This window comes from Chitinophaga qingshengii, from assembly GCF_014529935.1.
GTDB classification, from domain to species: domain Bacteria; phylum Bacteroidota; class Bacteroidia; order Chitinophagales; family Chitinophagaceae; genus Chitinophaga; species Chitinophaga qingshengii.
Window position 1 is genome coordinate 905,848 of record NZ_JACVFC010000003.1, and the last position, 25,525, is coordinate 931,372.

General features: G+C 47.4%; 27 protein-coding genes. 9 read left to right on the forward strand and 18 right to left on the reverse strand.

The genetic code is table 11. From position 1 onward, the window contains the following. Nucleotides 1-81: 81 nt before the first annotated feature. A complete protein-coding gene (locus tag ICL07_RS23455) occupies nt 82-384 on the reverse strand; it encodes a DUF6660 family protein (RefSeq protein ID WP_188090476.1) in 303 nt (100 codons plus the stop codon). Nucleotides 385-487: 103 nt separating this feature from the next. On the opposite strand from ICL07_RS23455, the gene ICL07_RS23460 reads away from it, so the two are divergent. The 3 genes from ICL07_RS23460 (at nt 488) to ICL07_RS23470 (ending at nt 3,860) form a co-directional block, all read left to right on the forward strand. Continuing rightward, the gene (locus tag ICL07_RS23460) at nt 488-1,183 is read left to right on the forward strand and encodes a LytR/AlgR family response regulator transcription factor (protein ID WP_188090477.1); all 696 of its coding nucleotides are present in this window, start codon (nt 488-490) and stop codon (nt 1,181-1,183) included. A gap of 173 nt (nt 1,184-1,356) precedes the next feature. Then, entirely contained in the window at nt 1,357-3,504 is a 2,148-nt protein-coding gene (locus ICL07_RS23465; RefSeq protein ID WP_188090478.1) for a response regulator, read from the forward strand. A gap of 155 nt (nt 3,505-3,659) precedes the next feature. Next, a complete protein-coding gene (locus ICL07_RS23470; RefSeq protein WP_188090479.1) occupies nt 3,660-3,860 on the forward strand; it encodes a hypothetical protein in 201 nt (66 codons plus the stop codon). Nucleotides 3,861-4,074: 214 nt separating this feature from the next. Here the strand turns inward: ICL07_RS23470 and ICL07_RS23475 are convergent, their stop codons facing one another. Then, nucleotides 4,075-5,328, reverse strand: a complete 1,254-nt coding sequence (locus ICL07_RS23475; RefSeq protein ID WP_188090480.1) for a tetratricopeptide repeat protein — start codon at nt 5,326-5,328, stop codon at nt 4,075-4,077. A gap of 182 nt (nt 5,329-5,510) precedes the next feature. Then, nucleotides 5,511-8,093, reverse strand: a complete 2,583-nt coding sequence (gene gyrA / locus ICL07_RS23480; protein WP_188090481.1) for a DNA gyrase subunit A — start codon at nt 8,091-8,093, stop codon at nt 5,511-5,513. A 421-nt stretch (nt 8,094-8,514) separates the two neighbouring features. On the opposite strand from gyrA, the gene ICL07_RS23485 reads away from it, so the two are divergent. Next, complete coding sequence (locus ICL07_RS23485; protein WP_188090482.1) at nt 8,515-9,843, forward strand: saccharopine dehydrogenase C-terminal domain-containing protein; 1,329 nt, start codon at nt 8,515-8,517, stop codon at nt 9,841-9,843. Between the two features lie 83 nt (nt 9,844-9,926). Here the strand turns inward: ICL07_RS23485 and ICL07_RS23490 are convergent, their stop codons facing one another. The 7 genes from ICL07_RS23490 to pdhA all read right to left on the reverse strand — a co-directional run bounded on the left by ICL07_RS23490 (nt 9,927) and on the right by pdhA (nt 15,296). Next, nucleotides 9,927-10,604, reverse strand: coding sequence for an SIR2 family NAD-dependent protein deacylase (locus ICL07_RS23490; RefSeq protein ID WP_188090483.1), 678 nt, complete (start codon nt 10,602-10,604; stop codon nt 9,927-9,929). A gap of 22 nt (nt 10,605-10,626) precedes the next feature. Beyond that, nucleotides 10,627-11,487, reverse strand: a complete 861-nt coding sequence (locus ICL07_RS23495; protein ID WP_188090484.1) for a DUF4349 domain-containing protein — start codon at nt 11,485-11,487, stop codon at nt 10,627-10,629. A gap of 155 nt (nt 11,488-11,642) precedes the next feature. Beyond that, complete coding sequence (locus ICL07_RS23500) at nt 11,643-12,053, reverse strand: EVE domain-containing protein (RefSeq protein WP_188090485.1); 411 nt, start codon at nt 12,051-12,053, stop codon at nt 11,643-11,645. 16 nt (nt 12,054-12,069) lie between these two features. Next, nucleotides 12,070-12,789, reverse strand: a complete 720-nt coding sequence (locus ICL07_RS23505) for a (Fe-S)-binding protein (RefSeq protein ID WP_188090486.1) — start codon at nt 12,787-12,789, stop codon at nt 12,070-12,072. An 89-nt stretch (nt 12,790-12,878) separates the two neighbouring features. Next, on the reverse strand, nt 12,879-13,382 hold the full coding sequence (gene ribH, locus ICL07_RS23510) for a 6,7-dimethyl-8-ribityllumazine synthase (protein WP_188090487.1): 504 nt from the start codon (nt 13,380-13,382) through the stop codon (nt 12,879-12,881). Between the two features lie 94 nt (nt 13,383-13,476). Further along, nucleotides 13,477-14,175: a tetratricopeptide repeat protein gene (locus ICL07_RS23515; RefSeq protein ID WP_188090488.1), complete on the reverse strand. Its 699-nt coding sequence runs from the start codon at nt 14,173-14,175 to the stop codon at nt 13,477-13,479. A gap of 110 nt (nt 14,176-14,285) precedes the next feature. Next, nucleotides 14,286-15,296, reverse strand: a complete 1,011-nt coding sequence (gene pdhA / locus ICL07_RS23520; RefSeq protein ID WP_343071112.1) for a pyruvate dehydrogenase (acetyl-transferring) E1 component subunit alpha — start codon at nt 15,294-15,296, stop codon at nt 14,286-14,288. A gap of 210 nt (nt 15,297-15,506) precedes the next feature. Here pdhA and recF point away from each other — a divergent pair, with 210 nt between their 5' ends. Both recF and ICL07_RS23530 read left to right on the forward strand, forming a co-directional pair. Then, the gene (gene recF, locus ICL07_RS23525) at nt 15,507-16,586 is read left to right on the forward strand and encodes a DNA replication/repair protein RecF (RefSeq protein ID WP_188090489.1); all 1,080 of its coding nucleotides are present in this window, start codon (nt 15,507-15,509) and stop codon (nt 16,584-16,586) included. Between the two features lie 153 nt (nt 16,587-16,739). Further along, nucleotides 16,740-17,027, forward strand: coding sequence for a DciA family protein (locus ICL07_RS23530; RefSeq protein WP_188090490.1), 288 nt, complete (start codon nt 16,740-16,742; stop codon nt 17,025-17,027). A gap of 6 nt (nt 17,028-17,033) precedes the next feature. Here ICL07_RS23530 and ICL07_RS23535 read toward each other — a convergent pair whose 3' ends face one another. The 7 genes from ICL07_RS23535 to ICL07_RS23565 form a co-directional block, all read right to left on the reverse strand. Next, entirely contained in the window at nt 17,034-17,540 is a 507-nt protein-coding gene (locus ICL07_RS23535) for a DUF4252 domain-containing protein (protein ID WP_188090491.1), read from the reverse strand. A gap of 18 nt (nt 17,541-17,558) precedes the next feature. After that, nucleotides 17,559-18,074, reverse strand: coding sequence for a DUF4252 domain-containing protein (locus tag ICL07_RS23540; RefSeq protein ID WP_188090492.1), 516 nt, complete (start codon nt 18,072-18,074; stop codon nt 17,559-17,561). Nucleotides 18,075-18,115: 41 nt separating this feature from the next. Then, entirely contained in the window at nt 18,116-18,625 is a 510-nt protein-coding gene (locus ICL07_RS23545; protein ID WP_188090493.1) for a hypothetical protein, read from the reverse strand. After that, nucleotides 18,615-19,127, reverse strand: a complete 513-nt coding sequence (locus ICL07_RS23550; RefSeq protein WP_188090494.1) for an RNA polymerase sigma factor — start codon at nt 19,125-19,127, stop codon at nt 18,615-18,617. Before ICL07_RS23550 ends, ICL07_RS23545 begins: the two co-directional genes overlap by 11 nt. 128 nt (nt 19,128-19,255) lie before the next feature. Further along, nucleotides 19,256-20,308: an ABC transporter permease gene (locus ICL07_RS23555; protein ID WP_188090495.1), complete on the reverse strand. Its 1,053-nt coding sequence runs from the start codon at nt 20,306-20,308 to the stop codon at nt 19,256-19,258. A gap of 6 nt (nt 20,309-20,314) precedes the next feature. Beyond that, nucleotides 20,315-21,397, reverse strand: a complete 1,083-nt coding sequence (locus ICL07_RS23560) for a BT_3928 family protein (RefSeq protein WP_188090496.1) — start codon at nt 21,395-21,397, stop codon at nt 20,315-20,317. A 45-nt stretch (nt 21,398-21,442) separates the two neighbouring features. Next, nucleotides 21,443-21,979 carry a DUF1599 domain-containing protein gene (locus tag ICL07_RS23565; protein WP_188090497.1) on the reverse strand — a complete coding sequence of 179 codons (537 nt, stop codon included), beginning with the start codon at nt 21,977-21,979 and terminating at the stop codon, nt 21,443-21,445. A gap of 407 nt (nt 21,980-22,386) precedes the next feature. Between ICL07_RS23565 and folP the strand changes: the two genes are divergently transcribed. From folP to ICL07_RS23580, 3 genes are read left to right on the forward strand one after another with little or no spacing between them, the layout of a single operon-like run. After that, complete coding sequence (folP, locus tag ICL07_RS23570; protein ID WP_188090498.1) at nt 22,387-23,250, forward strand: dihydropteroate synthase; 864 nt, start codon at nt 22,387-22,389, stop codon at nt 23,248-23,250. Between the two features lie 21 nt (nt 23,251-23,271). Continuing rightward, nucleotides 23,272-24,084 (forward strand): diadenylate cyclase, encoded by an 813-nt coding sequence (locus ICL07_RS23575; RefSeq protein ID WP_188090499.1) that lies wholly within the window; start codon nt 23,272-23,274, stop codon nt 24,082-24,084. 33 nt (nt 24,085-24,117) lie between these two features. Further along, nucleotides 24,118-24,510, forward strand: coding sequence for a thiol-disulfide oxidoreductase DCC family protein (locus tag ICL07_RS23580; protein WP_188090500.1), 393 nt, complete (start codon nt 24,118-24,120; stop codon nt 24,508-24,510). A 123-nt stretch (nt 24,511-24,633) separates the two neighbouring features. Here the strand turns inward: ICL07_RS23580 and ICL07_RS23585 are convergent, their stop codons facing one another. Beyond that, nucleotides 24,634-25,512: an FKBP-type peptidyl-prolyl cis-trans isomerase gene (locus ICL07_RS23585; protein WP_188090501.1), complete on the reverse strand. Its 879-nt coding sequence runs from the start codon at nt 25,510-25,512 to the stop codon at nt 24,634-24,636. Nucleotides 25,513-25,525 lie beyond the last annotated feature (13 nt).

Below are 25,525 nucleotides of genomic sequence, written 5' to 3' on the forward strand. Positions count from 1 at the left end.
AATAAAAGAGGGTATGGTGGCCGTGCCATGCCGGGAAGCATCACATCAGCGCATCATCAAACACAATAAGGACGGGGAAGATTACAACCGGGGCGGTTGCCAGATGGTGGTATACAACAATGGGAGCTGTGCTTCCCGCAGCACAGGGAATTCTATCAGCACCTGATGATGGATATACGGGAAATGGATGACAGTGGCAGGCGTTACCTGTACGTTGCAGCAGCTGCAGATACAGAGCGGGGAACAGAAATCCGCCGCCTCATGGTGATGCTCACCGGCAGCCGTTACTTCAGCCGATTGATATACCGCTGCCCGGGCGTCGTCGCAGGGGATGCAGGACAACACCAGGATATAAACGCTTAACAGGTATATCAGCCATTTCATATCAGCAAATGTAAAACTTAAAAAGAAAAACACGCCCGGAAAAACTGCATCCCTGTTGCGGAGCAGATGATTTTATATTACGATTTGTTCCTAAATTAGCCGCATGAATTGCCTGATAGTAGACGATAATAAGCTGGCTCGCACAGCCATGAAACAACTGGCCAGCCATGTGGAACAGCTGCATGTAACCGCTGAATGCAGCAGTGCCATGGAGGCCTACAACCTTATCCAGAAGGAAAAAATAGACCTGTTGCTGCTGGATATCGAAATGCCCGGTATGAGTGGACTGGAACTGACCCGCAACCTGGGCAAAAAAAGGCCGGTCATTATTTTCACCACCGTCAACAAAGACTACGCGGTGGAGGCTTTTGAGCTGAATGTAGCCGACTATCTCATTAAACCGGTAAGCCCTGCCCGCTTCATCCAGGCCATCGAAAAAGCCCGCGAAATCATCGACAGCAACCACCGCGAGATACAGGTATCCGATACAGAATTTGTCTTCATCCGCGACAATGGCATCCTCAAAAAAATCCGTACAGAAGACATCCTCTTCCTGGAAGCCATGGGCGACTACGTAAAACTATACACGGCACAGAAGTTCCATGCCATACACACCACGCTGAAGGCCCTGGAAGAGAAACTACCGCCCAGCAAGTTCATGCGCGTACACCGCTCCTACATGGTAGCCCTCGACAAAATAGAAAGTATAGAAGACGGCAATATCATCATCCAAAAAAACGCTATTCCGGTAGCCGATACCTACAAAGCGGCCCTTAATAATAAATTAAACTTTCTTTAACACTTTAACGACCATTTATCGGTTTTGACCGATAGCTATTGCCCGTTGAACCATAATTTACCAGAGCGGACCTTTATTATCGTATTTTGAACCGCCTTTCCTTCATCAGCGTTAATAATGTCATGCAGCCGAAAAGAATAAAATATTACCTGCTAGGCCTGTTTATTACAGGAATGATTTTATTTGTAGTGCTGCAATTCAATTCCGCCAAGAATATCCGCAAGCTGATTTCCGGTAATGAACAACTGCTGCAGGAGCTGAACGTAAAAAACGAAATACAGAAACTGCAAACCTCCCTCGCCAAGACGGACAGCAAGGTACGCGGCGCCGTGATCTCACAGGATACCACCCATGTTACCGGTATCGAAATAGAGATAGCCATCATCAAATCCGACCTGAAAGAAATCAATAAGATTGTTAAAAACGATAGCACCGAAAAGTTGCTTACCCAGCTCAATTACCTGGTAGATCAGAAAAACAGCTTCAATCTGCTGATACTGGATACCTTCTACAGCAGCGGGAAGAGCGCCGCTGAAAAGATGATCAACAACCAGCGGGGCAAAAGACTGGGAGAAGCGATTACCGGTATCCTGCATCAGCTGGACACTACCCGGCAAACGGAAGTCAACCGTACCACCCGGCTCATTGACACCAGCGGACAAAAAGCGCAAAGCTGGGGCACCGTGCTGGTGCTCTTTGCCTGTCTTACCAGTCTGCTCGCTTTTTTGTACATCACCAGCCGCATTCACCGGCAGGAGCAATTGATTGAAGCATTGGATGAATCACAGCAACAGGAGAAAAACCTGGCTGCGATAAAAGACCAGTTCCTGGCCAATATGAGCCATGAAATCCGCACCCCGATGAACGCCGTGCTGGGCTTCACGCACCTGTTACAGGCCCAGCCGCTCAACGACAAATCAAAAGAATATGTTAACGCTATTGCCGGTGCGGGCCGCAATCTCCTTGAAATCATCAACGATATCCTGGATATTTCCAAAATAGAATCCGGTATGATGCGCATCGAGGCCACCTCTTTTAGTCTGCGTGGCGTACTGCATTCCATCGATACCCTCTTTCGTGCCAAGGCGGAAGAAAAACACCTGCATCTCAGCATCAGTATACAGGACGAAGTTCCTGACATCCTCTACGGTGATGTGATGCGCCTTACCCAGGTGCTGGTCAACCTGACCAGCAACGCCATCAAATTCACGGCTGATGGGAATGTGAAGATACACGTCACCAAAACATGGGCAGAAGATAAAAATGTTCGTTTGTTGTTCACCGTTAGTGACACCGGTATCGGTATTGAGGCCGTACAGCTGGACAGTATCTTCGACCGGTTTAACCAGGCAGAAGCCTCTACCACCCGTAAATACGGTGGTACCGGGCTGGGGCTGACCATCGTTAAACAGCTGGTAGAGCTGCAAAACGGCTTTATCTCCGTAGAAAGCCTTCCTGGCAAAGGCACCACCTTTAAAGTGGAATTACCCTATGCCCTGGGCGAAATGACGACAGAAAATCCAGATACCCACTACGCTGAAAACGAACCCCATCCGCTCCATCCACATACCTGGCTGCTTGTGGCAGAAGACAACCGCATGAACCAGAACCTGCTACGGCATTTACTCAGCAGCTGGCAATTACAATTCAAGGTAGTCAACAATGGTAAAGAAGCCCTGCAGGCACTGGAAAAACAAGTGTTCGACCTGGTGCTGATGGACATACAGATGCCGGAAATGGACGGGTATTCCGCCGTAGCCAAAATCCGTAAGGAAATGCACTCCAATATCCCGGTAATTGCCATGACAGCCCATGCCATGGAAGGCGAACGCGAAAAATGCCTGCAAATGGGCATGAACGATTATATTTCCAAACCCATTGATGAAAATACCCTCTATCGCATGATACAGGTGTATACCGGCAAATTCTCCGCCCGGGAGTTAGTACCGCCGGCCCCATACACCACAGAAAACGGGCATTCACATCTGCTCAATATGCAATACCTCCGTGATCTTTCCAAGGGTGACAAAACCTTTGAAAAGAACATGTTGCAACAGTTTATCTCCCAGTTGCCGGAAGACCTGGCCATGCTTAAAAACGCGATCGTGATCAATGATCCGGGAAGTATCCGGGCTACCGCACATAACCTTAAAACAACCGTGTCTTTCACCGGTCTGGAAACACACCTCTATCCCATTCTGGAACAACTCGAACAAACCGACGAACATAACTACAACGCCGATACGGCCAACGAACTGTTCTATACCTTGAAACAGCTGTGTTTACAAGCGATACAGGAAGCCATTGACATCACTATTTGATCCGGTTATCCGCAGATACGACCGTTCATTTTTCCTTTTTCAACGACAGTAATACCCTGTTCACCGAAACAGCCCCCATTTGCTTCACTCCTGGTATTATTTTTACATCACAATACTGAACAAAACATCTTTAATCATTTAAAAAGACAATCATCATGAAAAAAGTTATCGCTGCTGCACTGGTACTGAGCATTTCTGCTGCTTCTTTCGCACAGGCTCCTGCTGCTAAACCTGCTAAAAAAGAAAAAGCTAAAACTGAAGCTAAAGCAGAAGCTAAACCAGCTGCAGATACAACTAAAAAAGCTCACGATCACAAAAAAGCTGAAGCTAAGCCTGCTGCTAAAAAAGCTGCTTAATTCACTATATACAGCGTTTGAGTTAAGAAATAGCTCCGGGTATGCCCCGGAGCTATTTCTTTTATATGACTACATGATTATAAGCGCTTGTTTAAAGGCTTGGCTTCAAACATAAAGCACAAGGCATAATACATCAATTCCCTGCTCCTGTAAACAAAAAAAATCCGCCGTTGCCGGCGGACTTTTTTTTCAATTATAATGTATATGCTATTTACTATTTCAGTGCATCCAGTTTCTTTTTCACTTCTTCTACTTTCGCAGTCTGGTTTTTGATAGCGTAGATTTTCTGCAGTGCATACAGGCAGCTTTCGTAAGTCTGTTTGTCACCGGCATCAAGGCTGCTGGCTTTAGCAGTGAAGCTGGCATCAGCTTTCTCGAAGAAAGGCAATGCCTGGTTCATCAGGCCTTCTACCTTACCCTGCAGTTCTTTTGCTTTAGGAGAAGTCTGCTGTTTGCTATCGAGTTCGTTCAGTTGTTTGTTGTAAACTACTGCTTTGTTGAAGTACAGTGCGCCCAGCTGGAAGTTAGCAGTAGCGTCGTTTGCATTCAGTGTCAGCACTTTTTTATAGGCATTTTCTGCTTTACCGATCAGCTCTTCGTAGTTAGCTGGTTTAGGAGCGTCGTTACCTTTTTCGTCACGGGGATTAGCCAGGTTGTCTACACGGATAGCGTAGTCCAGTACCGCAGCTTCGTCATTAGGATTGTCGGCCATTTTTTTCTCCAGCATAGACAGTAATTCGTTGGTTTTACCGGTTTTGCTATAGAAAGCCATTTCCATATCGTTGAAGCGTTTATCCTTAGGGAATAAAGCTTTACCTTGTTCGATGGTTTTGAGCCAGTTAGCCTGGTCGCCTTTTTCTTCATACAGTTGGCCCAGTACTACGTACAACGCAGGTTCACCTTTGAATTGCAGCTCAGCGGCTTTTTTCAGGTAGGTTAATGCATCGTCTTTTTTATTGGCCTGGTTAGCAGCGTAACCGGTGTAGAAAGTCAGTGCGGTATCTGTTGGGATGGTAGAGCCCAGGTTTTTGCCGTTGTAGAATTCAGCGATTTCAAAGGCGTGTTTAAAATCTACCAGAGAAGAATCCCATTTTTGTTCGTTGAGGAAGCCGTAACCAGCGTTAGCTACAGTGGCGTATACATTGAACATAGGTCCACCCATTTCCAGGATGGCTTCTTTCATTTTCGGATCGATTTCCAACGCTTTTTTGAAGGAGTTATAGGCGTCAAGGGCCAGGGCAGCATTTTTTTGTTTAGTGCCCATTGCCTCGAGGATTTTGCCGTTTACCAGCCATGTCTTTGCATCGTTTTTGGTTTTGTCGTTCTGTAACGCTGCATCGATATCTGCTTTGGCTTTCTCCAGATCTTGTTTCTTCAGGTTCTCATCTGCGCTGCTTACTTTTGCTCTTTGGGCCATCACCGATACGCCGGCCGTACAAAAGAGAAGAGATACCAATAATTTTTTCATGTCTCTAGTTTTTAGTTGCTGATTACAATAAGAGTATGGTGCTCCCGATAAAGTAATACAATCGAACTCATCGTTACCACTAAAGCCGGCTGTATTTTTTTTATCAGTTTAGGCAGGAGGCGCCCTTTGCGGGGGCATCTCCTGCCATAAGCGGGTTAATTTTTTTTGCAGTATGTGGTGAACTATTCCTGCGGCGTTTCAGGCTCTTCTGCGGTTGCAGTATCCTGTTGTTCGGTAGTGTCGTTGGCTACAGTACCTTCTTCGCCGGCTACAGCTTCCATTCCTTCTTCTGTTTCTTCCTCCTGTTCATCCAGGCGGGCAACTGCTGCAATTTCATCAGCATCGTCCAGGCGGATCAGGCGAACGCCTTGTGTAGCACGTCCTGCTTCGCGGATGTCGGCCACCGCCATGCGGATGGTGATACCGGACTTACAGGTGATCATCAGGTCGTGTTTCTCCGTTACGTCCAGAATAGCGATCAGGTTACCGGTTTTCTCAGTGATATTAATGGTTTTCACCCCTTTACCACCTCTGTTGGTGATACGGTATTCTTCAATATTGGTACGTTTACCGAAACCTTTTTCAGAAACCACCAGCACGGTCCGTGATTCGTCCTCTTTGTTCACACAAATCATACCAACTACTTCGTCTTTCTCGCTGTCTACTTCAATACCTCTTACACCGATAGCACCGCGACCGGTGTCACGCACGGTATTTTCCGGGAAGCGGATAGCGCGGCCACTCTGGATAGCCATCATGATCTGGCTGTCGCCGGTGGTCAGTTTAGCTTCCAGCAGCTGATCGCCTTCGTTGATGGTAATAGCGTTCACGCCGTTCTGACGCGGGCGGGAGAATTCTTCCAGCAGCGTTTTTTTGATGATACCTTTTTTGGTACAGAGAACGATATAGTGATTGTTGATGAAGTCTTTATCACCCAGGTCCTTGATGTCGATGATCGCACGGATCTTATCGTCACCCGGCAGCTGGATCATGTTCTGGATAGCGCGGCCTTTTCCGCTCTTCTCTCCTTCCGGAATTTCGTATACTTTCAGCCAGTAGCAACGTCCTTTCTCGGTGAAGAACAGCATGGTATGGTGCGTAGAAGCGACGAACAGGTGTTCGATATAATCTTCATCGCGTGTTTTACCACCGATGGCGCCGCGGCCACCACGTTTCTGCTGACGGTAATCGTATGCGGAAGTACGTTTGATATAACCCAGGTGGGAAATGGTGATCACCACATCTTCTTCTGCGATGATATCTTCGATTCTCATTTCGCTGGCGAGGTACTGGATTTCGGTTTTACGTTCGTCACCGAATTTCTTTTTCACCTCTTCCAGTTCGTCCTTGATGATTTTCATCCGGAGACCTTCGTCGGCCAGTACGTCTTTTAACCAGGCTATGAGTTTCATGATCTCGTCGTATTCAGCGCGGATCTTATCACGTTCCATACCGGTCAGGCGTTGCAGACGCAATTCCAGGATGGCTTTGGCCTGTATTTCAGAAAGACCGAACTGGCTCATCAGACCGTCTCTCGCTACGTCCGGCGTATTGGAAGCACGGATCAGGGCGATCACTTCGTCCAGGTGGTCCAGGGCGATGAGATAACCTGCCAGGATATGTGCTTTTTCTTCTGCCTTGCGGAGATCGAAGCGTGTTCTTCTTACCACTACCTCGTGACGGAAATCGATGAACTCTGCCAGCATATCCTTCAGGTTAAGGATACGCGGACGGCCTTTCACCAGGGCCACGTTGTTGATACCGTAGGAAGTCTGCAGCTCGGAGTATTTATAGAGCTGGTTGATGATCACGTTGGAAATAGCATCCTTCTTGAGATCGATCACCAGGCGCATACCTTCACGGTCACTTTCGTCGCGTACATCGGTAATTCCTTCAATGATTTTATCGTTGACCAGCTGGGCGATTTTCTGGTGCAGCACCGCCTTGTTGATCTGGTAAGGCAGTTCATAGATCACCAGTCTTTCGCGGCCATTTTTAGCCGTTTCCGCCATGATCTTGCCTCTTACCACTACTCTGCCCCTTCCGGTCTCGAAGCCCTGTTTAACGCCTTCAAAACCATATATAATACCACCGGTAGGGAAGTCGGGGGCTTTAATGTGTTTGATCAGTTCTTCAACGGTGATTTCCCGGTTGTCGATATAAGCCACGGCACCATCCACCACCTCTGTGAGGTTATGGGGCATAATGTTGGTGGCCATCCCTACCGCAATACCGGAAGCGCCGTTTACCAGCAGGTTCGGGATACGGGTAGGCAACACGGTGGGTTCTTCCAGCGTGTCGTCGAAGTTGTTGGTAAAATCTACCGTTTCTTTTTCGATGTCTTCCAGCATTGCTTCCGCAATACGCTGCAGACGGATCTCGGTGTAACGCATCGCAGCGGGCATGTCACCGTCTACGGAACCGAAGTTACCCTGACCGTCCACCATGGGATAACGCATACTCCAGGGCTGGGCCAGACGTACAATGGTATCGTAGATAGAGGCGTCACCATGCGGGTGATACTTACCCATTACCTCACCCACCACACGCGCTGACTTCTTGTAGGGCTTGTTGCTATGGTTGCCCAACTCATTCATTCCAAATAAAACGCGTCGGTGAACAGGCTTTAAACCATCTCTCACATCGGGCAAGGCACGACCCACGATTACAGACATCGAGTAATCGATGTAGGCCGTCTTCATTTGTTCCTCGATATTAATCTGGACAATTCTCCCTTCCTGCTGATTTTCCGTGTGCTCTGTCATTTTGTGTGTTGATTTACAGTTTTTTCTGCTGAAAACAGATAAAGGCAAATATAGCCATTTCGGCCCTTATTCAGGCCTAAAATCGAAGAAATGTGAATAAAAACATCATTGTGTTAATCAATTATATAGCGCATTCGATATATGACTGATTTTTCCCATAATCAACAACCATTTTTTACTTTTCTGCGTTAGTATGTGTAATGGTTTAATTTTACTTTATCTAAAATATGTATAAATACGGAAATATATCGGAAATTAAATATTGGCAAAGTATTTGTTTTTAATAGACTGATAATCAATAGATCCAATCATCCAATGTTATCTATTGGGCGGAATATGCACCGAAATTTACTGTCTGTTCGAACATAAACATCACAAATGCTGTTATTCCCCTGATTCTTAACCTTTTCTAAAAAAGACTATGAAGAATATATTGTTGTTTGGGGCCGGAAAATCGGCGACCAGCCTGATCGATTATCTGCTGGCCAATGCTCCTAGACAAAAATGGCATATCACGGTAGCGGACCATGACCTGATGCTCATCAAATCCAAAACCGGCAAATCATATTATGCCACCCCGGCTGCTATCGACATTAAAGACCAGGCTGCCCGGCAACAACTCATCCAGGAAACGGACCTGGTAATCTCCCTGCTCCCGCCCCACCTGCATATCACCGTGGCCAAGGATTGCCTCCAGTTCCATAAAAACCTCCTCACCGCTTCCTATATAGACCCCGAAGTACGTAAACTCGAAAAAGATATTGAAAAAGCCGGCCTCCTGTTCATGTATGAAATGGGGCTGGATCCCGGCATCGATCATATGTCTGCCATGAAACTCATTCACTCTATTGAGAAAAAAGGCGGACAAATATTCTCCTTTAAATCTTACTGCGGTGGACTCATCTCCCCGGAAAGCCTGGATAATCCCTGGCAGTACAAAATTTCCTGGAATGCCCGCAACGTAGTACTGGCCGGCGCTTCGGGGGCCATTTATCGCGACAAGGGCAAAACCCGCGAAGTAACTTACGAACAACTGTTCGATCATAATAAAACCATCCAGGTACCCGGACTGGGCAAACTCGCCTACTACCCCAACCGCGACTCCCTCGGCTACATGGAAGCATATAAACTGGAGAACATCGCTACGTTTATGCGCGCTACCCTCCGCTACCCCGATTTCTGCGAAGGCTGGAACGCCCTGGTTAAACTCGGGCTCACTACCGATAACGGTAAATCACAAACAGACAACCTCAGTTACTTCGATTGGGCCATCCAACACATAGAAGGCGCCGATAAACACACCGGACATGAAGAAGTAATGGCTAAATTCCTGGGAGTGAGCAGTAAATCCAAAGTGATCCGCCAGCTGAAGTTCCTCGGACTGCTAAACGGCGACCAGATCAACCTGGGAGAAAAAACCAACGCGGAAATACTGCAACATGTGGTGGAAGATAAACTCAGAATGGAACCTTCCGATAAAGACATGATCGTAATGATGCATGAAATTGAGTTTGAACGCCGCAACATGGCTACCCGCATGCACAGTTATATGATCACCCAGGGAGAAGACAACGTCCGCACAGCGATGGCTAAAACCGTAGGCCTGCCGCTGGGTATCTTCGCCAAACTGCTGCTGCAGGAAAAGATTACGCTCACCGGTCTGCAAATACCCGTAATGCCGGAGGTCTACAACCCAGTACTGAAAGAACTCGAAGAATTTGATATCCGTTTTGAAGAAAGTTTTGAGTAGAAGATATGGCTTCCTATGATAAACACTAACGGAGAAGTAAGGATTTAGTGAGAGCTCCCCGCCTGAACGGGGAGCTTTTATTTTTACAATAGCGTGAGCAGTTCCGCTACACCGGTCGTAGCCGGCTTTTCAATACAGATCAGTTTATCGTAATCTTCCACTGCGGGCAGCTTTTTATCGATCAGATAAATCGCCGTTTCCGGCCGCACATAATTCAACAGACTGGCTGCCGGATACACCTGCAGCGAAGTGCCGATCACCACAAAAATATCAGCCCACATCACTTCACGCACGGCCTGTTCAATCATCGGCACGGCTTCCCCAAACCACACGATGTGCGGCCTTAACTGGCCCCCGTCTTCCGCCAGGTCACCCAGACGGATATCGTCCTGTATATCAAAAATCGCTTCTTCGTTTTTCACACTGCGCATCTTAAAAATTTCTCCATGCAGGTGCAACACACGGGAAGAACCACCCCGCTCATGCAGATCATCAATGTTCTGTGTGATGACACGCACGTCGTATTTCTCTTCCAGCCGGGCTAACCCTGTATGCGCGGCGTTGGGGTGCGCGTTTTTCACATCACGGCGACGGCTATTATAAAAGTCCAGCACCAGACCTGGATTCTTCTCCCAGCCTTTGGGAGAAGCTACTTCATACACATCATAACCTTCCCATAACCCGTCGGTGTCACGAAAAGTCCGGAGGCCACTTTCTGCGCTGATGCCGGCTCCGGTCAGCACCACTAATCTTGGTTTCATATGTTTGTAACGTTTAAATGAATCAGGCTGCCAGGGCTTTGTTTTTCCTCCGGCGCCTTCTGATAAATATAAAAAGAAAAACGGCAACAAGTATCAAAGGCCACCAGCTCATTCCGTCAATTAACAGTCCCAGTACATTGTTCCAGCCTTCATGAAGAGCCAGCCAGGCTCTCGGAAAGAAGCCCGGTGCTTCCGGTGAGGACAGGGCCAGTACCTGGTAATACTCCAGGTGGATGGTGCTATAACTGGCCTGGCGGTCCATGTATTGCAGTCTGCCTTTGGCCGCTTCAATCTCTTCACGGATAGATTTCAGCTGGGCTTCCACTTCCAATACCTCTTTTACGTTATGCGCCTGTTTCAGGATTTCCAGATAACGTTGTTCGGTAGCTACCCTGGTTTTCATACGGGCGTCCAGATCTACATATTCCGTAGTGACATCCTGTGAGTTGATGCTTTTTTCATCCAGCCGGGACACCCCGCTGGTCAGGCTTTCCACGCAACTGTCGAACGCTTTTGCCGGCACTTTAATATCCAGCTGGTTACGGATCTGCGTACCATCGCCATGTTGTGTTTCGGCTAAAATAAAACCACCGGATTTACTAACAATACCGGCTATACGTTTTTTTGCTACGGAAAAATCTTCTACGGAATACACGATCCGGGCTGTTCTGATGATTTTCTGGTCGGGAACGTCCGCGGCGGGTTGCTCAGTCACCATTTTTGCATCGCTCACGACTGCATCTTCCACGGGGGCCATGAGCCCGGCAGGTGCGGTTTCGTTTTCAACGGCGGCTGGTGCGGGGGCTATGCTGGCGGCGGGTGTATTGGGGTGACTACAGGCTACCAGTATACAAAAGGCGGAAACAAGGGTTAAGTACTTCATCGTAATGGAATTTCCGGTATGATGCGGGGAATTTGGAAACTCCATAATCATTTAGGGATTTTTTGATTTTTTGATTTTCGAATTTTTGCATTTGAAAAAAACAATTCTTTTAAACGCAAAAATTCGAAAATCAAAAAATCAAAAAATCGAAAATCTTATTTCATGCCTCCCATTTCCATGATCACGTCAAACTGATCTTTGGTCACGTCGCATACAGACAGGCGGCCCTGGCGGATCAGCGAGAGGTCGGCTAATTTTTTTTCCACTTTCATCTGAGCCAGGGTAACGGGTACCTTAAAGGCTTTGACCGGCTTCAGGTCCACCACTACCCAGTTAGGGTCCGGGGTGGTAGGGTCCTGGTAATGTTCTTTGGCCACTTCAGCCAGACCAACCACAGCGAGGCCTTCGTTGCTGTGGTAGAACAATACCTGGTCGCCTTTTTTCATGGCTTTGAGGTTGTTACGGGCCTGGTAGTTACGGACACCGTCCCAAAAGGTTTTTTTATCTTTTACGAACTGGTCCCACGAATACTTAAAAGGTTCCGATTTAACAAGCCAGTAGTTCATGTGTTACTTTTTTGGTTTACCATCCACTCGCCAGTACATCGGCGATGTGCATCACTTTAATAGGAGTACCGTGTTTACGGATGTAGCCGTCGAGGTGCATCAGGCAGGACAAATCGGTAGAGATGAGATAATCTGCGCCGCTGTTGACTGCGTTGTTGACTTTCTGTTCACCCATACCGACGGAGATAGGTTCGAATTTTACGGAGAAAGTACCGCCGAATCCGCAACATACTTCACAATCGTTCATCTCCTTCAGTTCCAGGCCTTTCACCTTTTCCAATAGTTTGCGGGGGCCTTCCTTAATACCGCATTCGCGCAAAGCGCCGCAGGCATCGTGGTAGGTACCTACGCCGTTGAGCGTAGCGCCCAGGTCTGTAACGTGCAATACATCCGTCAGGAATTCCGTGAACTCGTAGAGGTTTTTACGCAACAGTTTCACTTCGTTATGAACGGCGGAATTGTCGAATAATTTAGTATAGTAATTACGGACAAAACCCGTGCAGGACCCACTGGGAGCAACGATATAATCGAATGTTTTAAAGTCCTTGATAAACTTGGTGCCCACTGTCCGGCATTCGTCCTGGTATCCGGCATTGTAGGCGGGCTGGCCGCAACAGGTTTGCTCCGGGTTATACATCACGTTACATCCGAGTTTCTCCAGCACTTTCACCATATTGAAAGCGGTTTCGGGGAACAGCTGGTCTACGAAACATGGTATAAATAACTGTACATTCATCTTAGTATTTTTTAGCGGTGAACCGCAGGTTGTGCAGAGGGATGGTTACATCGGACAATGAATAAAGGCTGACAACCATTGGTACGGTGCTAAACTCCTCTCTCCAGGTCTCTTTGTAACGCGATCATCTTCAGTGCGGTGATAGCAGCTTCTTCGCCTTTGTGGCCATGTACGCCGCCCAGCCGGTCTTTCGCCTGTTGCTCATTGTCTACTGTCAATATCCCGAATATAACGGGAACGGGCAATTGAAGATTGAGCTGCAGGATGCCTTCTGTCACAGCTTTACATACATAGTCAAAATGCGGTGTTTCGCCGCGGATCACGCAACCGAAAGCAATAATAGCGCCAGGTTGCTTTGGGGTGCCTTTGGTGTTTTCCCAATACTGTTTGCAGGCGTAGGGCAATTCAAACGCGCCCGGCACTACGATTTTTGAGGTATTGGACACTTTGTATTGTGCTAATGATTTTTCGCAACCGGCTACCAGCTCATTGACGATGGTATCATTCCATTCGGTATACACTATAACAACACTGGCATCCTCCAGGTTGAGAATGCCAGCATCATTTAACAAGCTTTTATTATTGTCAGACATACATTCAATTTAAAACTACGAATAACGAGTTACAAATGATGCATGATAGGGAATCCTTCATTCGTCATTTATAACTCGTCATTTGTAATGGATATTAGTTCTTTACGTCTCCCAGTCTGGCCAGGTATTTATCCATTTCGCGGCCTTCGTTGGTGAGTGGGAATTTTTCTTTAATTTCTTTATAGATAGTGATGGCTTCCTGTGGTTTACCAGCTTTTTCCAGTGCCATACCAGCGCGGAACAGGTAAACAGGAGAAGTCAGTTCATTATCGTTGTAGTGACCGGCTTTTTTATAAGCTTCGATACCTTCAGCGGTTTTGTTGAGCTCCATATAAGCGTCACCGATCAGGCCCAGTGCAGTAGGCTGCAGCAGCAGATCGTCTGCACTGAAAGAGTTCAGCATGTCGATACCTTTCTGATATTCACCCAGGCGGATATAACATACGCCGGCGCTGTATTTTGCCAGGTTACCAGCTTTAGTGCCACCGTATTTGTTTACTACCTGCAGGAAACCGTAGTTGTTACCATCGCCATTCAAAGCCAGTTTGAAAGAGTCCACGGCGAAGTAATTCTGTGCGTGGAAGATCATTTCCTGTGCTTTGGTTTCATTGGGTTGTTTAACGAAACGGTTATAGGCGAAGAAACCGCCTACAACTACTACTACAGCCAACAGGGCGATAGTAATGACGTTTTTGTTTTTAACGAAAAAGTCTTCCGCTTGGTGCATGGACTTTTCCAGGTCAAAATTTGTTGCAGGTTGCGGCGTGGTGGCTTTATCTTTAGTTTCTGCCATTTTAAAAGGTAATTGTGATTGCTTGGTTATTTAATAGGTATCAATGAACAACAGTTAGCTTTCAGCCTTTTGGAAAAGGTGGAAAGCTAACTGCTGCGTACTATTAAGCTTTAGTCAACGATGAAAGGATAATCCTGCTGGGCGTAAACGTCTTTCAGCAGCTCATCGTCAGACGGCCAGGGAGACTCTTCAGCGAACTGAACGCACTCTTCCACTTCCGCTTTTACGCGGTCGTTGATAGCTTCGATTTCAGCTTCTGTAGCCCAGTTATTTTTCTGGATAACAGCCAATACCTGGTTGATCGGATCTTTCTGTTTGTATTCTTCCAGCTCCTCTTTTGTACGGTATTTGGCGGGATCGCTCATAGAGTGACCACGGTAACGGTAAGTTTTGATTTCCAGCAGGGTCGGGCCACCGTTTTCACGGGCGCGTTTTACCGCTCTGTCCACCCCTTCGTGTACCGCTTCGCAGCTCATACCGTCGATAGAATCGGCAGGCATTTCGTAAGCATCAGCGAGCTTATAGATATCCAGTACGTTGGAGGTACGTTCTACAGAAGTACCCATGGCGTACATATTGTTTTCACAGATAAAAATTACCGGCAGTTTCCAGGTCATCGCCATGTTGAAGGTTTCATGGAGCATACCCTGACGGGCGGCGCCATCACCGAAGAAACACAGCACCACATTGTCAGTACCCTGGTATTGTTCTGCCAGCGCCAGGCCGGCGCCGGTACCAATCTGGGCACCTACGATACCATGACCGCCAAAGAAGTTGTGTTCTTTGGAGAAGAAGTGCATACTACCTCCCTTACCTTTTGAACATCCGGTTGCTTTACCATACATCTCCGCCATACAAGCCTTGGCAGAAATACCTTTAGCGATTGCCAAAGCGTGATCACGGTACGCAGTGATGAATTTATCTTCCGGTTTCGTCGCAGTCATTGCACCAGCAGCAATTGCCTCCTGACCGATGTACAGGTGACAAAAGCCACGGATTTTTTGCATTCCGTACAATTGGCCTGTCTTTTCTTCAAAGCGGCGCAGCAAAAGCATCAATTCATACCAGTACAGATATGTCTCTTTGGTGAATTTCGTCTTCACGTCTGTTTTAGTTTGCACTCTTTCTAAATTTGTTGGCAAATATAACAGGAAAATCCTAAAATGTAAATATCAAAATCAATTGTTATTAAATTATGCAAATTCATCAATTTCAAACAGTTTTGCATTTAATTGCAGTTTATCGGCAGATAAAGGGCCACTGACAGGGCTCTTTATCAGTTATAAATATTGCAGAATTTGCATATTTTTTTATACACATAATTATTTTCATTGCTGCATATACAGAAAATATCACTGACTCAGTTTAAAAACTATACCCGGCAGGACTTCCCCTTCACCCAACGGGTGGTAGGCATCACCGGCAAAAACGGCTCCGGCAAAACCAACCTGCTGGACGCCATCTACTACCTTTGTTTTACCCGCAGCTATTTTACCAGCAACGAAAGCCAGAATACCCAATACCAGACCAACGGCTTTCGCCTGGAAGGCTATTTCGACAAGCAGGGCCAGCCGGCCCGGATCATCTGTACCGTAAAAGACGGTAAAAAGGAAGTATCGCTCAATGATGAAAAATATGACCGGTTCTCCCGCCATATCGGTCAGTTCCCCGCTGTTATGATCGCACCGGACGATGCCGAAATTATCCTCGGTGGCAGCGAAGAACGCCGCAAATGGCTGGATACGCTGCTATCCCAGCTCTATCCCGATTATCTGGAACACCTGATCGCCTACCAGAAAATACTGGTGCAACGCAACACCCTGCTGAAAAACATCACCGGCAACGGTCAGGAACATCACAGCCTGCTGGATGTATTTGATGAACAGCTGGTACAGCATGGCATCCCCGTATTTGAACAACGCCGCAGCTTCCTCACCGGCTTCATCCCCCGGGTACAGCAGCTCTACGATTATATCTCGGGCACCCATGAGGTGGTGAATATCCGCTACCAATGCACCCTGCAGGAAGAAGATTACGTTACACAGCTCCATACCGCCCGTTATAAAGACCTCCAGCTGCAACGCACTTCTACCGGCATCCACCGCGACGATCTGCAGTTCCTGCTCAACGACTATCCCATGAAAAGCAGCGCCTCACAAGGACAACGCAAAAGTTTTCTCTTTGCACTGAAGCTGGCACAGTTTGAAGTGATCAAACAATTCAAACAGTTCGCTCCCCTGCTCCTGCTGGACGATGTATTTGAAAAACTGGACCAGGAACGCGTGACCCGCCTGATCGCACTGGTATCCGGCCCGTCCTACGGCCAGGTGTTCATCACAGACACGCACACCGAACGATTGCAACATGCTTTTGATGAAACGGCGCAAACGATACAGCTGATAAACATTTAGAAATTTGACTATTTTGAAATTTGATTACTTTTATGAATCCCTTGGTACGCTTGGTCCTGCTTCATTAAGAACAGTTACAGCTGTCAAAGGAATCCGAAAAAATGATCAAATTTCAAAATAACCAAATAACAAAATATTCGTAGCTTTGGCCCTATGCGCCACGGAACAACCAGTATCGGAGATGCCCTCCGGGAATTTATGAACAAAAGCCGCCTTAAACCCCGTCTTACTGAAGTCAGAATTCAGGAGAACTGGGAGAATATCATGGGCAAAACCATTGCGCGTTATACACAGAGCGTCCAGCTGATTGAGCGGAAACTCATCATTACAACTTCAGTGGCACCGTTAAAGCAGGAATTAACTTACTCGAAAGACAAGATCATCAAACTGGTCAACGAAATGTTGGGAGAAAATGTGGTAAAGGAAGTGATGATCCGTTAATAAAAATCAGTTGGAAGCAAACTGGTTGATCAGTCGGTTGACATCTGCTATTTTGAGCGAGGTTCGCAGGTTCACCATCACGAATTCGCCCTCTTCCTGAATCAGCATTACTACATTACCCAATTCATCATCTTTCCCTTTATTTAAAATATGCACGAGGGTCCCCTTGTCACGCACTTCCATAAGTGTTTCAAAATGATCCCTGTCCTGTAATTTGTGCATCAGCGTGGCTACGTCTTCACTGGAAACATTGCGCTCCCGCCAATTTTCAATGGTATGTACTTTTATCTTACGCACATCTTTTAAAATAGGACGGAGCGTTTTTACATCCTTGTCATTAGAGAATGACATCACAAAACCCGCTATCCGCAAAGGGAAACTACCTAGTCTAACACTCACCACCTCTGCCTTGCCACGGTATTTGTTCCGGAATTCGCGCAGGGCTTTGTCTTGCGCCATGACGGTGGAAACACCGGCCAACAGCAAACAACCACCTAACAATAATTTTTTCATGGGAGAAAGATTTTAGGGTTATTTCTTCTTCAGGTTCTTAAGCTTGTCCATGCCCTGGATGTTGACGGAGCTGGAGATCTGGGAAATTTCATTCAGATCGATGTCTCCCACCAGGCTCATAGCCAGGAAATCATTGGCACCCCCTACGAGCATGATCAGCTCATTGATATTGCCTTTACTGTTTTCGCGGACCATAAACTTCAGATCACTGTCCTTGTCACGTACCGTCATGAGTTCTTCAAAATCCCCCGTAAGCAATACCGCAGCTTCCTTGTAAAGCCGTGGCCCCTCTTTGGTGTTTTCTTTGGCAAGGATACGCAGCCCTTTGAGCTTTTGTACCACCCGCATCAGGTTTTTGGCGTCGGGATCGTTCATATCCAGTTTGGAAAACATGGAGAACATCTTCGGTGTGATACTGACCAGGGTAAAGTTCCGGTCGTTTTCGTACTTCTGGAAAAAGCGGTCAATGCTACTCTGGGCGAAGAGGTGCATACTGGCAAAAACCGCTACCAGTAATAAAAGTGAACGTTTCATCTTGTTCTGGAATTTATATCAGGTTTTAAAATGGGCATTGTTTAATTGGTTCCTGTAATGATACCGGTAGCGTCGTTGAAATAAGACAGCTTCTGCATCTGCGTGGTCCCTTTATTCAGGTTTTTAGCCAGCAGTTCCAGGGCTTTCTTCGTTTCCAGGTAAGCCATCCGTGTTTCTGCTTCCAGCTTCTGTTGCTGTATTTCCGCGAGGCTGGCCTTTACCTCCCGCTGTTGATACTGTTTCATCGCGTATCCCATACCAATGGCCATCAGCAATACTGCTGCGTATTTCATCCAGTGGCGGAAGGGCGACAACCGCACTACCCTGGCGGAACTGGTAGCTACCACGGGTATCTCCGGCATGTCAGGTAAGGCTGCTTCGTTAGCGATCTCCTCCTGGAAGTAGCCAAACAAAGGGACTGCTTCCTGCAACGGTTCCGGCATATCTGGATGAGGCTCACTGAAAAACCGGCGTAACAACGCCTCTTCCTCCAGGGAGGTTTCCCCTTCCCAGTACCGGTCCAGTATGGCTATGATCTGATTATAATCCATATACCTGTATGTTTTGAAGTTTCTCCCGCACCGCCTTGCGTGCCCGGTGCAGGTTTACTTTTACGTCGTTCATATCCAGCTCCAGGATGTCGGCTATTTCCTGATAGGAATAACCATCCATGTCCCTTAGCTGTATGAGGGTCCGGTATTTCTCCGGCAACTCATGAATCATCTGTCTCACTTTTCCCATCACATCGTTTTTCTCCGCCATCGCATGTGGGTTGTGCTGGGCTGCCGGTACTTCCCCTGCCCTGTCCAGTTCATCGGCCAGGCGGTATTTACGCGACTTGATCTTGTCCAGCGCCAGGTTGCGTGTGATGCGCATACACCAGGCCTCCATGTTCTGTAGTTCCGGCATCTTCTCCTGCTGGCTCCACACTTTCATCAGCGCATCCTGGGTAATATCCTGCGCGTCTTCCTCATTACCCAGCAGCCGGTATGCAAAGCGGAAAAGCTTTTGCCTGACGGGAACTACCTGGTTGAGAAATAAGTCTAATGACATGCGGGATATTGTGTTTTATGAAAAGAAGACGACTCAGGAAAGACGATGTTACAACATTTCTAAAAAAAAATTCCCAGGGCAATCGCCCTGGGTGTATTCATCAATATAAACAATTGATTATAAATATATTACAACTTAATCCTGGGATCTACCACCGAATATAACATGTCTGCCAGGATATTGACCAGCACAAAAATTCCGGCGGTAAACAGGATGGCGCCCATGACCACAGGGAAATCAAACTTATCCAATGCATCCACTGTCACTTTACCGATACCTTTCCAACCGAAAATGTACTCCACGAAGAAAGCGCCGGCCAGCAATTCCGCAAACCAACCGGTGATAGCGGTAATGACGGGGTTGAGCGCATTCCGTAACGCGTGGTGCCAGATCACTACCCGGCTGGACAGCCCCTTGGCATAGGCCGTCCGGATATAGTCCTGGTGCAGCACATCGAGCATGGCGCTGCGGGTCAGCTGCACAATGATAGCCAGTGGACGGATGCCCAGCGTGAGCGCCGGCAGTACCAGGTTACGCAGGTTGAGTACACGGCCGCGGAACGGGTCTATATCGAAAAGGCTGCCCGTCATGTGCAGGCCAGTGCAACTGCTTAGCACAAATCCTAACAGGTACGCCAGTACGATACCTGCAAAAAAGGAAGGCGCTGAAATACCGATCACACTGGCAAATACCGCACTGGTATCCATCCAGGTGTTTTGTTTGACAGCAGATAGTACCCCCAGGCCGATCCCCACGATGGTAGCGAAAAGCATGGCCGCCGAAGCCAGTAACAGGGTACCCGGCAACGCTTCCGTCAGTATTTCCCAAACCGGCTTCTTACCCTGGTAGGAACGACGCAGGTAAGGCGTTTTCAATACCAGGATGTTATCGCCGGATAAAGCAGCGAGAGTAATATAATGCAGGTTTTGCCGTGCTTCGGCCAACGGATGTACGCCTATGGGCGACAGGTCGTTGACATAAAGCAGGAACTGCACCCCTACCGGTTGGTCGAGGTGCAGTTCTTTACGGACGTTTTCCAGGGAAGACACATCGGCGCGCTGACCGAGCGTAAGCCGGGCCGGATCGCCCGGCAGTACATTGAACAGGAAAAACACCAGTACTACTACGCCCAGCAGTACGAGCAGCCCATATCCTGTTTTCCGGAGAAGAAAGCGTAACATAGTGTCTTACGGAATATCGTTATAATGCCATTTACCTTTGATGGTGCCCTTTTTCAGTTCAATCAGGCACGGATTACTTCTGCCGGCAGTTTTAATCGCCACGCCGTCCATTTGCACAAACGGGAATTCCAGTCCGTGCTGCGCTTTGAATGCTGCGATTTGTTCTTTGGTAGAAGCGGAAACGCCATAGATCAGTATCTCCTGCTCTTTCCATTGTTGTTGCAGGGCTTTCATTTTATTATCCCAGCCCTTGCCGGCTTTTTCCACGTTCTGCACCAGGAAAAGGAATACAGGTTTGTCTTCGTTCAGAATGGCTTCGGTTTGGTTAACACCATCCAGGTCTGTCAGGATAAAATCCTTAATCGCCGGTTCGGCATTACCTTTTTTAATCAGTTTATCCTTACGGTCCACAAACACCCAGGTACTGTCTGACCAGGGGTAGTTATCTGCTGTAAACTCTTTCTTCTCCCCGTTCTTCTCGTAAATGAAGATCATTTCATACACATCAGGAGTAGCGCCGGGAGGCAGCTTCATTTTCTCCGGTATATTATTACCTACCTTATAAGGCAGGCAATCAAAAAACGGCAGGTGATGGAGGGTGTACCACTGAATACCAAAAGCCGCTACAGCCGATAATAACAGGGTAATGCCCGCTCCTTTGAACAGTGGCTGTACCTTGTTACGGAAGAAGAAAATCACCAGGATCATTACCAGCAGGGCAATATCTTTATAGAAAGTCTGATCCGCCGTGAGTTTGATACAATCACCAAAGCAGCCGCATTCGCGGATGGTACCGCTGAACAGGGCATAACCGGTGAGGAAGGTAAAGAACAGGATCAGCAGCAACAGCAGCACGGAAAAGATACGCATCCGGTATCCCACCAGTACAGCCACGCCCGCGATGATCTCGAAAGCGTTCATGATCACAGAGAAAGCAAGGGAATAGGGCGACAGAAAAGTGAGATGCAGCACCTCAAAGAACTCTTCCATCTTATAGCTCAGGCCCAGCGGATCATTGGCTTTGATCAGGCCTGAAAAAATAAACAGCACTCCAACAATAATCCGCAATAGGTTCAGGACAACTTTCATAAAATAGTTTAATGGTTAAGCAATGAAACAGGAACACCCTGATGGTTATTCCTCGCTGATTTTGATCAGCGCAAACAGTGCATAGTTAATGATATCAGTATAGTTGGCGTCGATTCCTTCCGAGATCAGGGTTTTTCCCTGGTTACGGAGGATTTGTTTAATTCGCAGTAATTTGGTTAATATCAGGTCTACAAAAGACTCCTGGCTCATATCGCGCCAGGCTTCGCCATAGTCGTGGTTTTTGGCCTCCATGACGTCTTTTACCTGTTGGATGTATTGGTTATAGAGCCGCTCCACTTCTTCCACCGGTAAGTCCGTGTAGGGGTTCCCGTGTTGCGTCATCTGGATAAGCCCGATGACACCGTAGTTCACGATTCCTTTGAACTCCCCTTCAATATTATCTTCCACCTTCTGTACGCCGATTTCCTGCAGGTTGCGAATACGTTGCGCTTTGATAAAGATCTGATCTACCACTGAAATGGGACGTAATACCCTCCAGGAAGTGCCGTAATCTTTGGTTTTTTTAATGAAAATGTCTTTGCAGCCCGCTACCGCGGCATCGTATTGTGCTAATGTATTCATGGTCCTGTATGGTAAGGCTTACACCCGAAAAAGCAATCTGGTAAAGATCGTAAACAAAAAGTACAAATCAAAGTCTGCGGTTTTTACGGCGTTTACCTGATGCTTTAATATATGTAATTCCTTTATTCTGTATTACTTAAATTGATGAATAGTGATTCAGGGGGCAAAATAAAGAATAAAAATCATTTGCCGTTTTTTGGGGGAAACTGATTTTTGATTAATTTAATCAGCGGGAAATCAGCATATACAGCTTCCTTAAACCTGACCATACCGTCCGGCCTACCTGTCAGAGACAGTATTACTCCGGTGGAAATATCAGGTCGTTTAGGTTCCCCGGAAAAATAAAGCGAGAGTTCGCTGCTATTCATTTATTTTCGCCAGATAATATATTGAGTAAAAGCTATTCAATGAACTCGCACCATATCAACACTTTACGGGAACCATCTATCAATTGCCGGGGTCAGCTGCTTTCGCTGGACAGGCCGGTAGTGATGGGTATTATCAACGTTACCGACGATTCTTTTTATGAAGGCAGCCGCATGCACGGGCTGCACCAGGTGGTGGAGAAAGCAGGTCAGCACCTGCAGGAAGGCGCCGCCATACTGGACCTGGGCGCACAGAGCAGCCGTCCGGGCGCCACCATGCTGGGCGCAGAAGAAGAACTGAACCGGCTGCTGCCGGCCATTCACGCTATACTGAACCATTATCCCGAAGCCATTATTTCAGTAGATACCTGGTATGCCGCTGTCGCAGAAAAAACCATTCATGCCGGTGCTGCTATTATTAATGATATCAGCGCCGGTGAGCTGGACCCGGATATGATTCCTGCCGCCGGCCGGCTGCAGGTACCTTACATCGCCATGCACATGCAGGGCAAGCCCGCCACCATGCAACACAAACCGCACTATGAGGATGTGGTGCGGGAAGTGCTGGACTATATGGTGCAGAAGCTGGCTGCATGCAGAGCTGCCGGTATCCGTGATTTCATTGCGGACCCCGGCTTTGGTTTTGGCAAAACCCTGGAACACAACTACGCACTGATGAAAGACCTGGCCCTGTTCCACCAGGTGCTGGGCACGCCCGTACTGACGGGCATCTCCCGCAAATCAATGATTCACAAGCTATTGGACATCACCCCTGTGGAGGCGCTGAATGGCACCACCGTACTCAATACCATTGCCCTGATGCATGGCACCCACATCCTGCGGGTACATGATGTAAAAGCAGCAGTGGAAGCAGTCAGGATTACAGAGAAAATGAAAGGCAATTAAATCTTAGTATTTTTACACATTATGAAGGAAGTAATACAATTTTATGGATATGAGTTTCGCTGGCTGAATGTTCTGGACCTGCTGATCGTTGTTTTTCTGATTATACAGCTATACCGGTTGCTGAAAGGCAGCCTGGCTTTCAATATTTTTGTGGGCCTGCTGATGGTATATGCTGTTTATTTCCTGGTAAGGGCATTACAGATGCCTATCCTTACCAGTATCCTGCAAAACTTTATCAATGTTGGTATCATTGCCATCATCATTATTTTTCAGCCGGAGATCCGGAAGTTCCTTTTGGTATTGGGTAAAAAGACCCCGTTGAGCAAGGACAGCTTCCTGACCAAACTATTCCTGCCCGACAAGTTCAAGAGTTATAAAGACGAAGAGAACATTATCAACGAAGTGATTGTAGCGGTGAGTCATATGCAGTCCACCTACACCGGCGCCCTGATTGTGATTGCCACCACCTACCGGTTGAAGTTTGATACCGCCTCCAGCATCACCATTGATGGTAATGTAAGCGCGAAGCTGATAGAGAGTATTTTCGACAAACATAGTCCGCTGCACGACGGCGCCCTGATTATTGTTGGCAATAAAATTCTGGCTGCCAAGGTGATCCTGCCTGTTTCTGAAAACCCTAACCTGCCTACCCGCGTAGGTTTGCGCCACCGTTCAGCAGTGGGTATTACAGAACACAGCGATAACCTGGCTATCATCGTTTCTGAAGAAAGAGGTACTATCTCCTATGCGCAGGATGGCAATCTGGTAACGGATGTTTCTTTGGAAGATCTTAAAGTAAAATTATACGAAGTACTGATCGATGGTTATGCATGAGGTAGTTAACGTAAACGGCACAACGATTTAAACATGGACATCATTTTATTTGATGGCGTTTGCAACTTCTGCAATGCCGGTATCAATTTTGTGATCCGGCATGACCGGCAGCAACGTTTCCGGTTTGCGCCATTGCAATCCGCTGCTGCTACCACTTTGGGGGCTGCTCATCAAATAGATACCGGTGAACTGAACTCGTTTATATTGATCCAGAACGGGAAAGCGTATACGAAAAGTACGGCCGCCCTTCGGGTAGCCCGGCAGCTTCCCTTCCCATGGAAACTGTTGTATGCCGGGATTATTCTTCCCAGGTTTATACGCGACAGTATTTATAACCTGATTGCGCGTAACCGTTACCGTTGGTTTGGTAAAAAGGACGCGTGTATGATACCGACGCCGGAGATACGGAGCAGGTTCCTGCCATAAAATGGGAGACAAATGGTTCGTTCGCCCGGAAACCCAGGGCTGGGGACAAGATATGCCATCATCCCACAAAAAAAGCCTCCCGGTGCGGGAGGCTTTTTTAATATAGTCACTGCCGGAGCAGGATTATTTTTTAGGAGCCGGAAGAGCCGCTGCCGGAGCAGGAGCTGCAGTACCAGGTTTAACGTCTACCAGTTGTACATCAAAGATCAGGATAGAGTTAGCAGGAATTGCCGGAGGGCTGCCCTGTAAACCGTAAGCCAGTGTAGAAGGAATCAGCAGGGTTGCTTTCGTACCTTTTTTCAGGCTACCCAGACCGGAGTCCCATCCTTTGATAACGAAGCCTTGACCGATCGGGAATTTGATAGGCTCTAAAGGCATACCCGGGCGCAGGGTAGAATCCTGGCTGGAGTCGAATACTTTACCGGAAGCGAGTTTACCAGTGTAGTGAACTACGACAGTATCGCCGGTTTTAGGAACTTCGCCGGTACCTTCCTGCTGGATAGCGATGTATACGCCTTCAGCATTTTTGGTAGCATTGATTTTGTTTTTGTCCATGTATTCCTTGATAGCTTTCTCATCTTTCTCCTTTTGGGAAGCAGCAGAGTATTTGCCTTCTACCGCGAAAGTGATTTTCAGCTTATCGCCTTTTTTACCGAAAGGAGGACGCTCCTGCGCAGGCAATGAATCCCAGGGAATTACAAAGGTAGCGCTATCGCCTTCGTGCAGCAGTGCCAGGCCTTCCATCAGATCGTACTTGTTCTGAGGTTTGGAAATGGCAACAGGAATAGCAGCACCAATTACCTTGCGGGATTCACCCAGCAAAGAATCGTTAATACGCTGTGTCACATTCAACAGGGCGGTATCTCCCAGCTTCAGTTGTGCTCCGCTGCCGGATTTGTGAACGATATATTCAATACCGCCTGGTGTTTTCTTAACACCTGTTCCGCAGCTGGCTATCAGTAAGCCGAACGCTGCAACTAATAACTGATTGTTTCTTTTCATTTGATTGTATTAG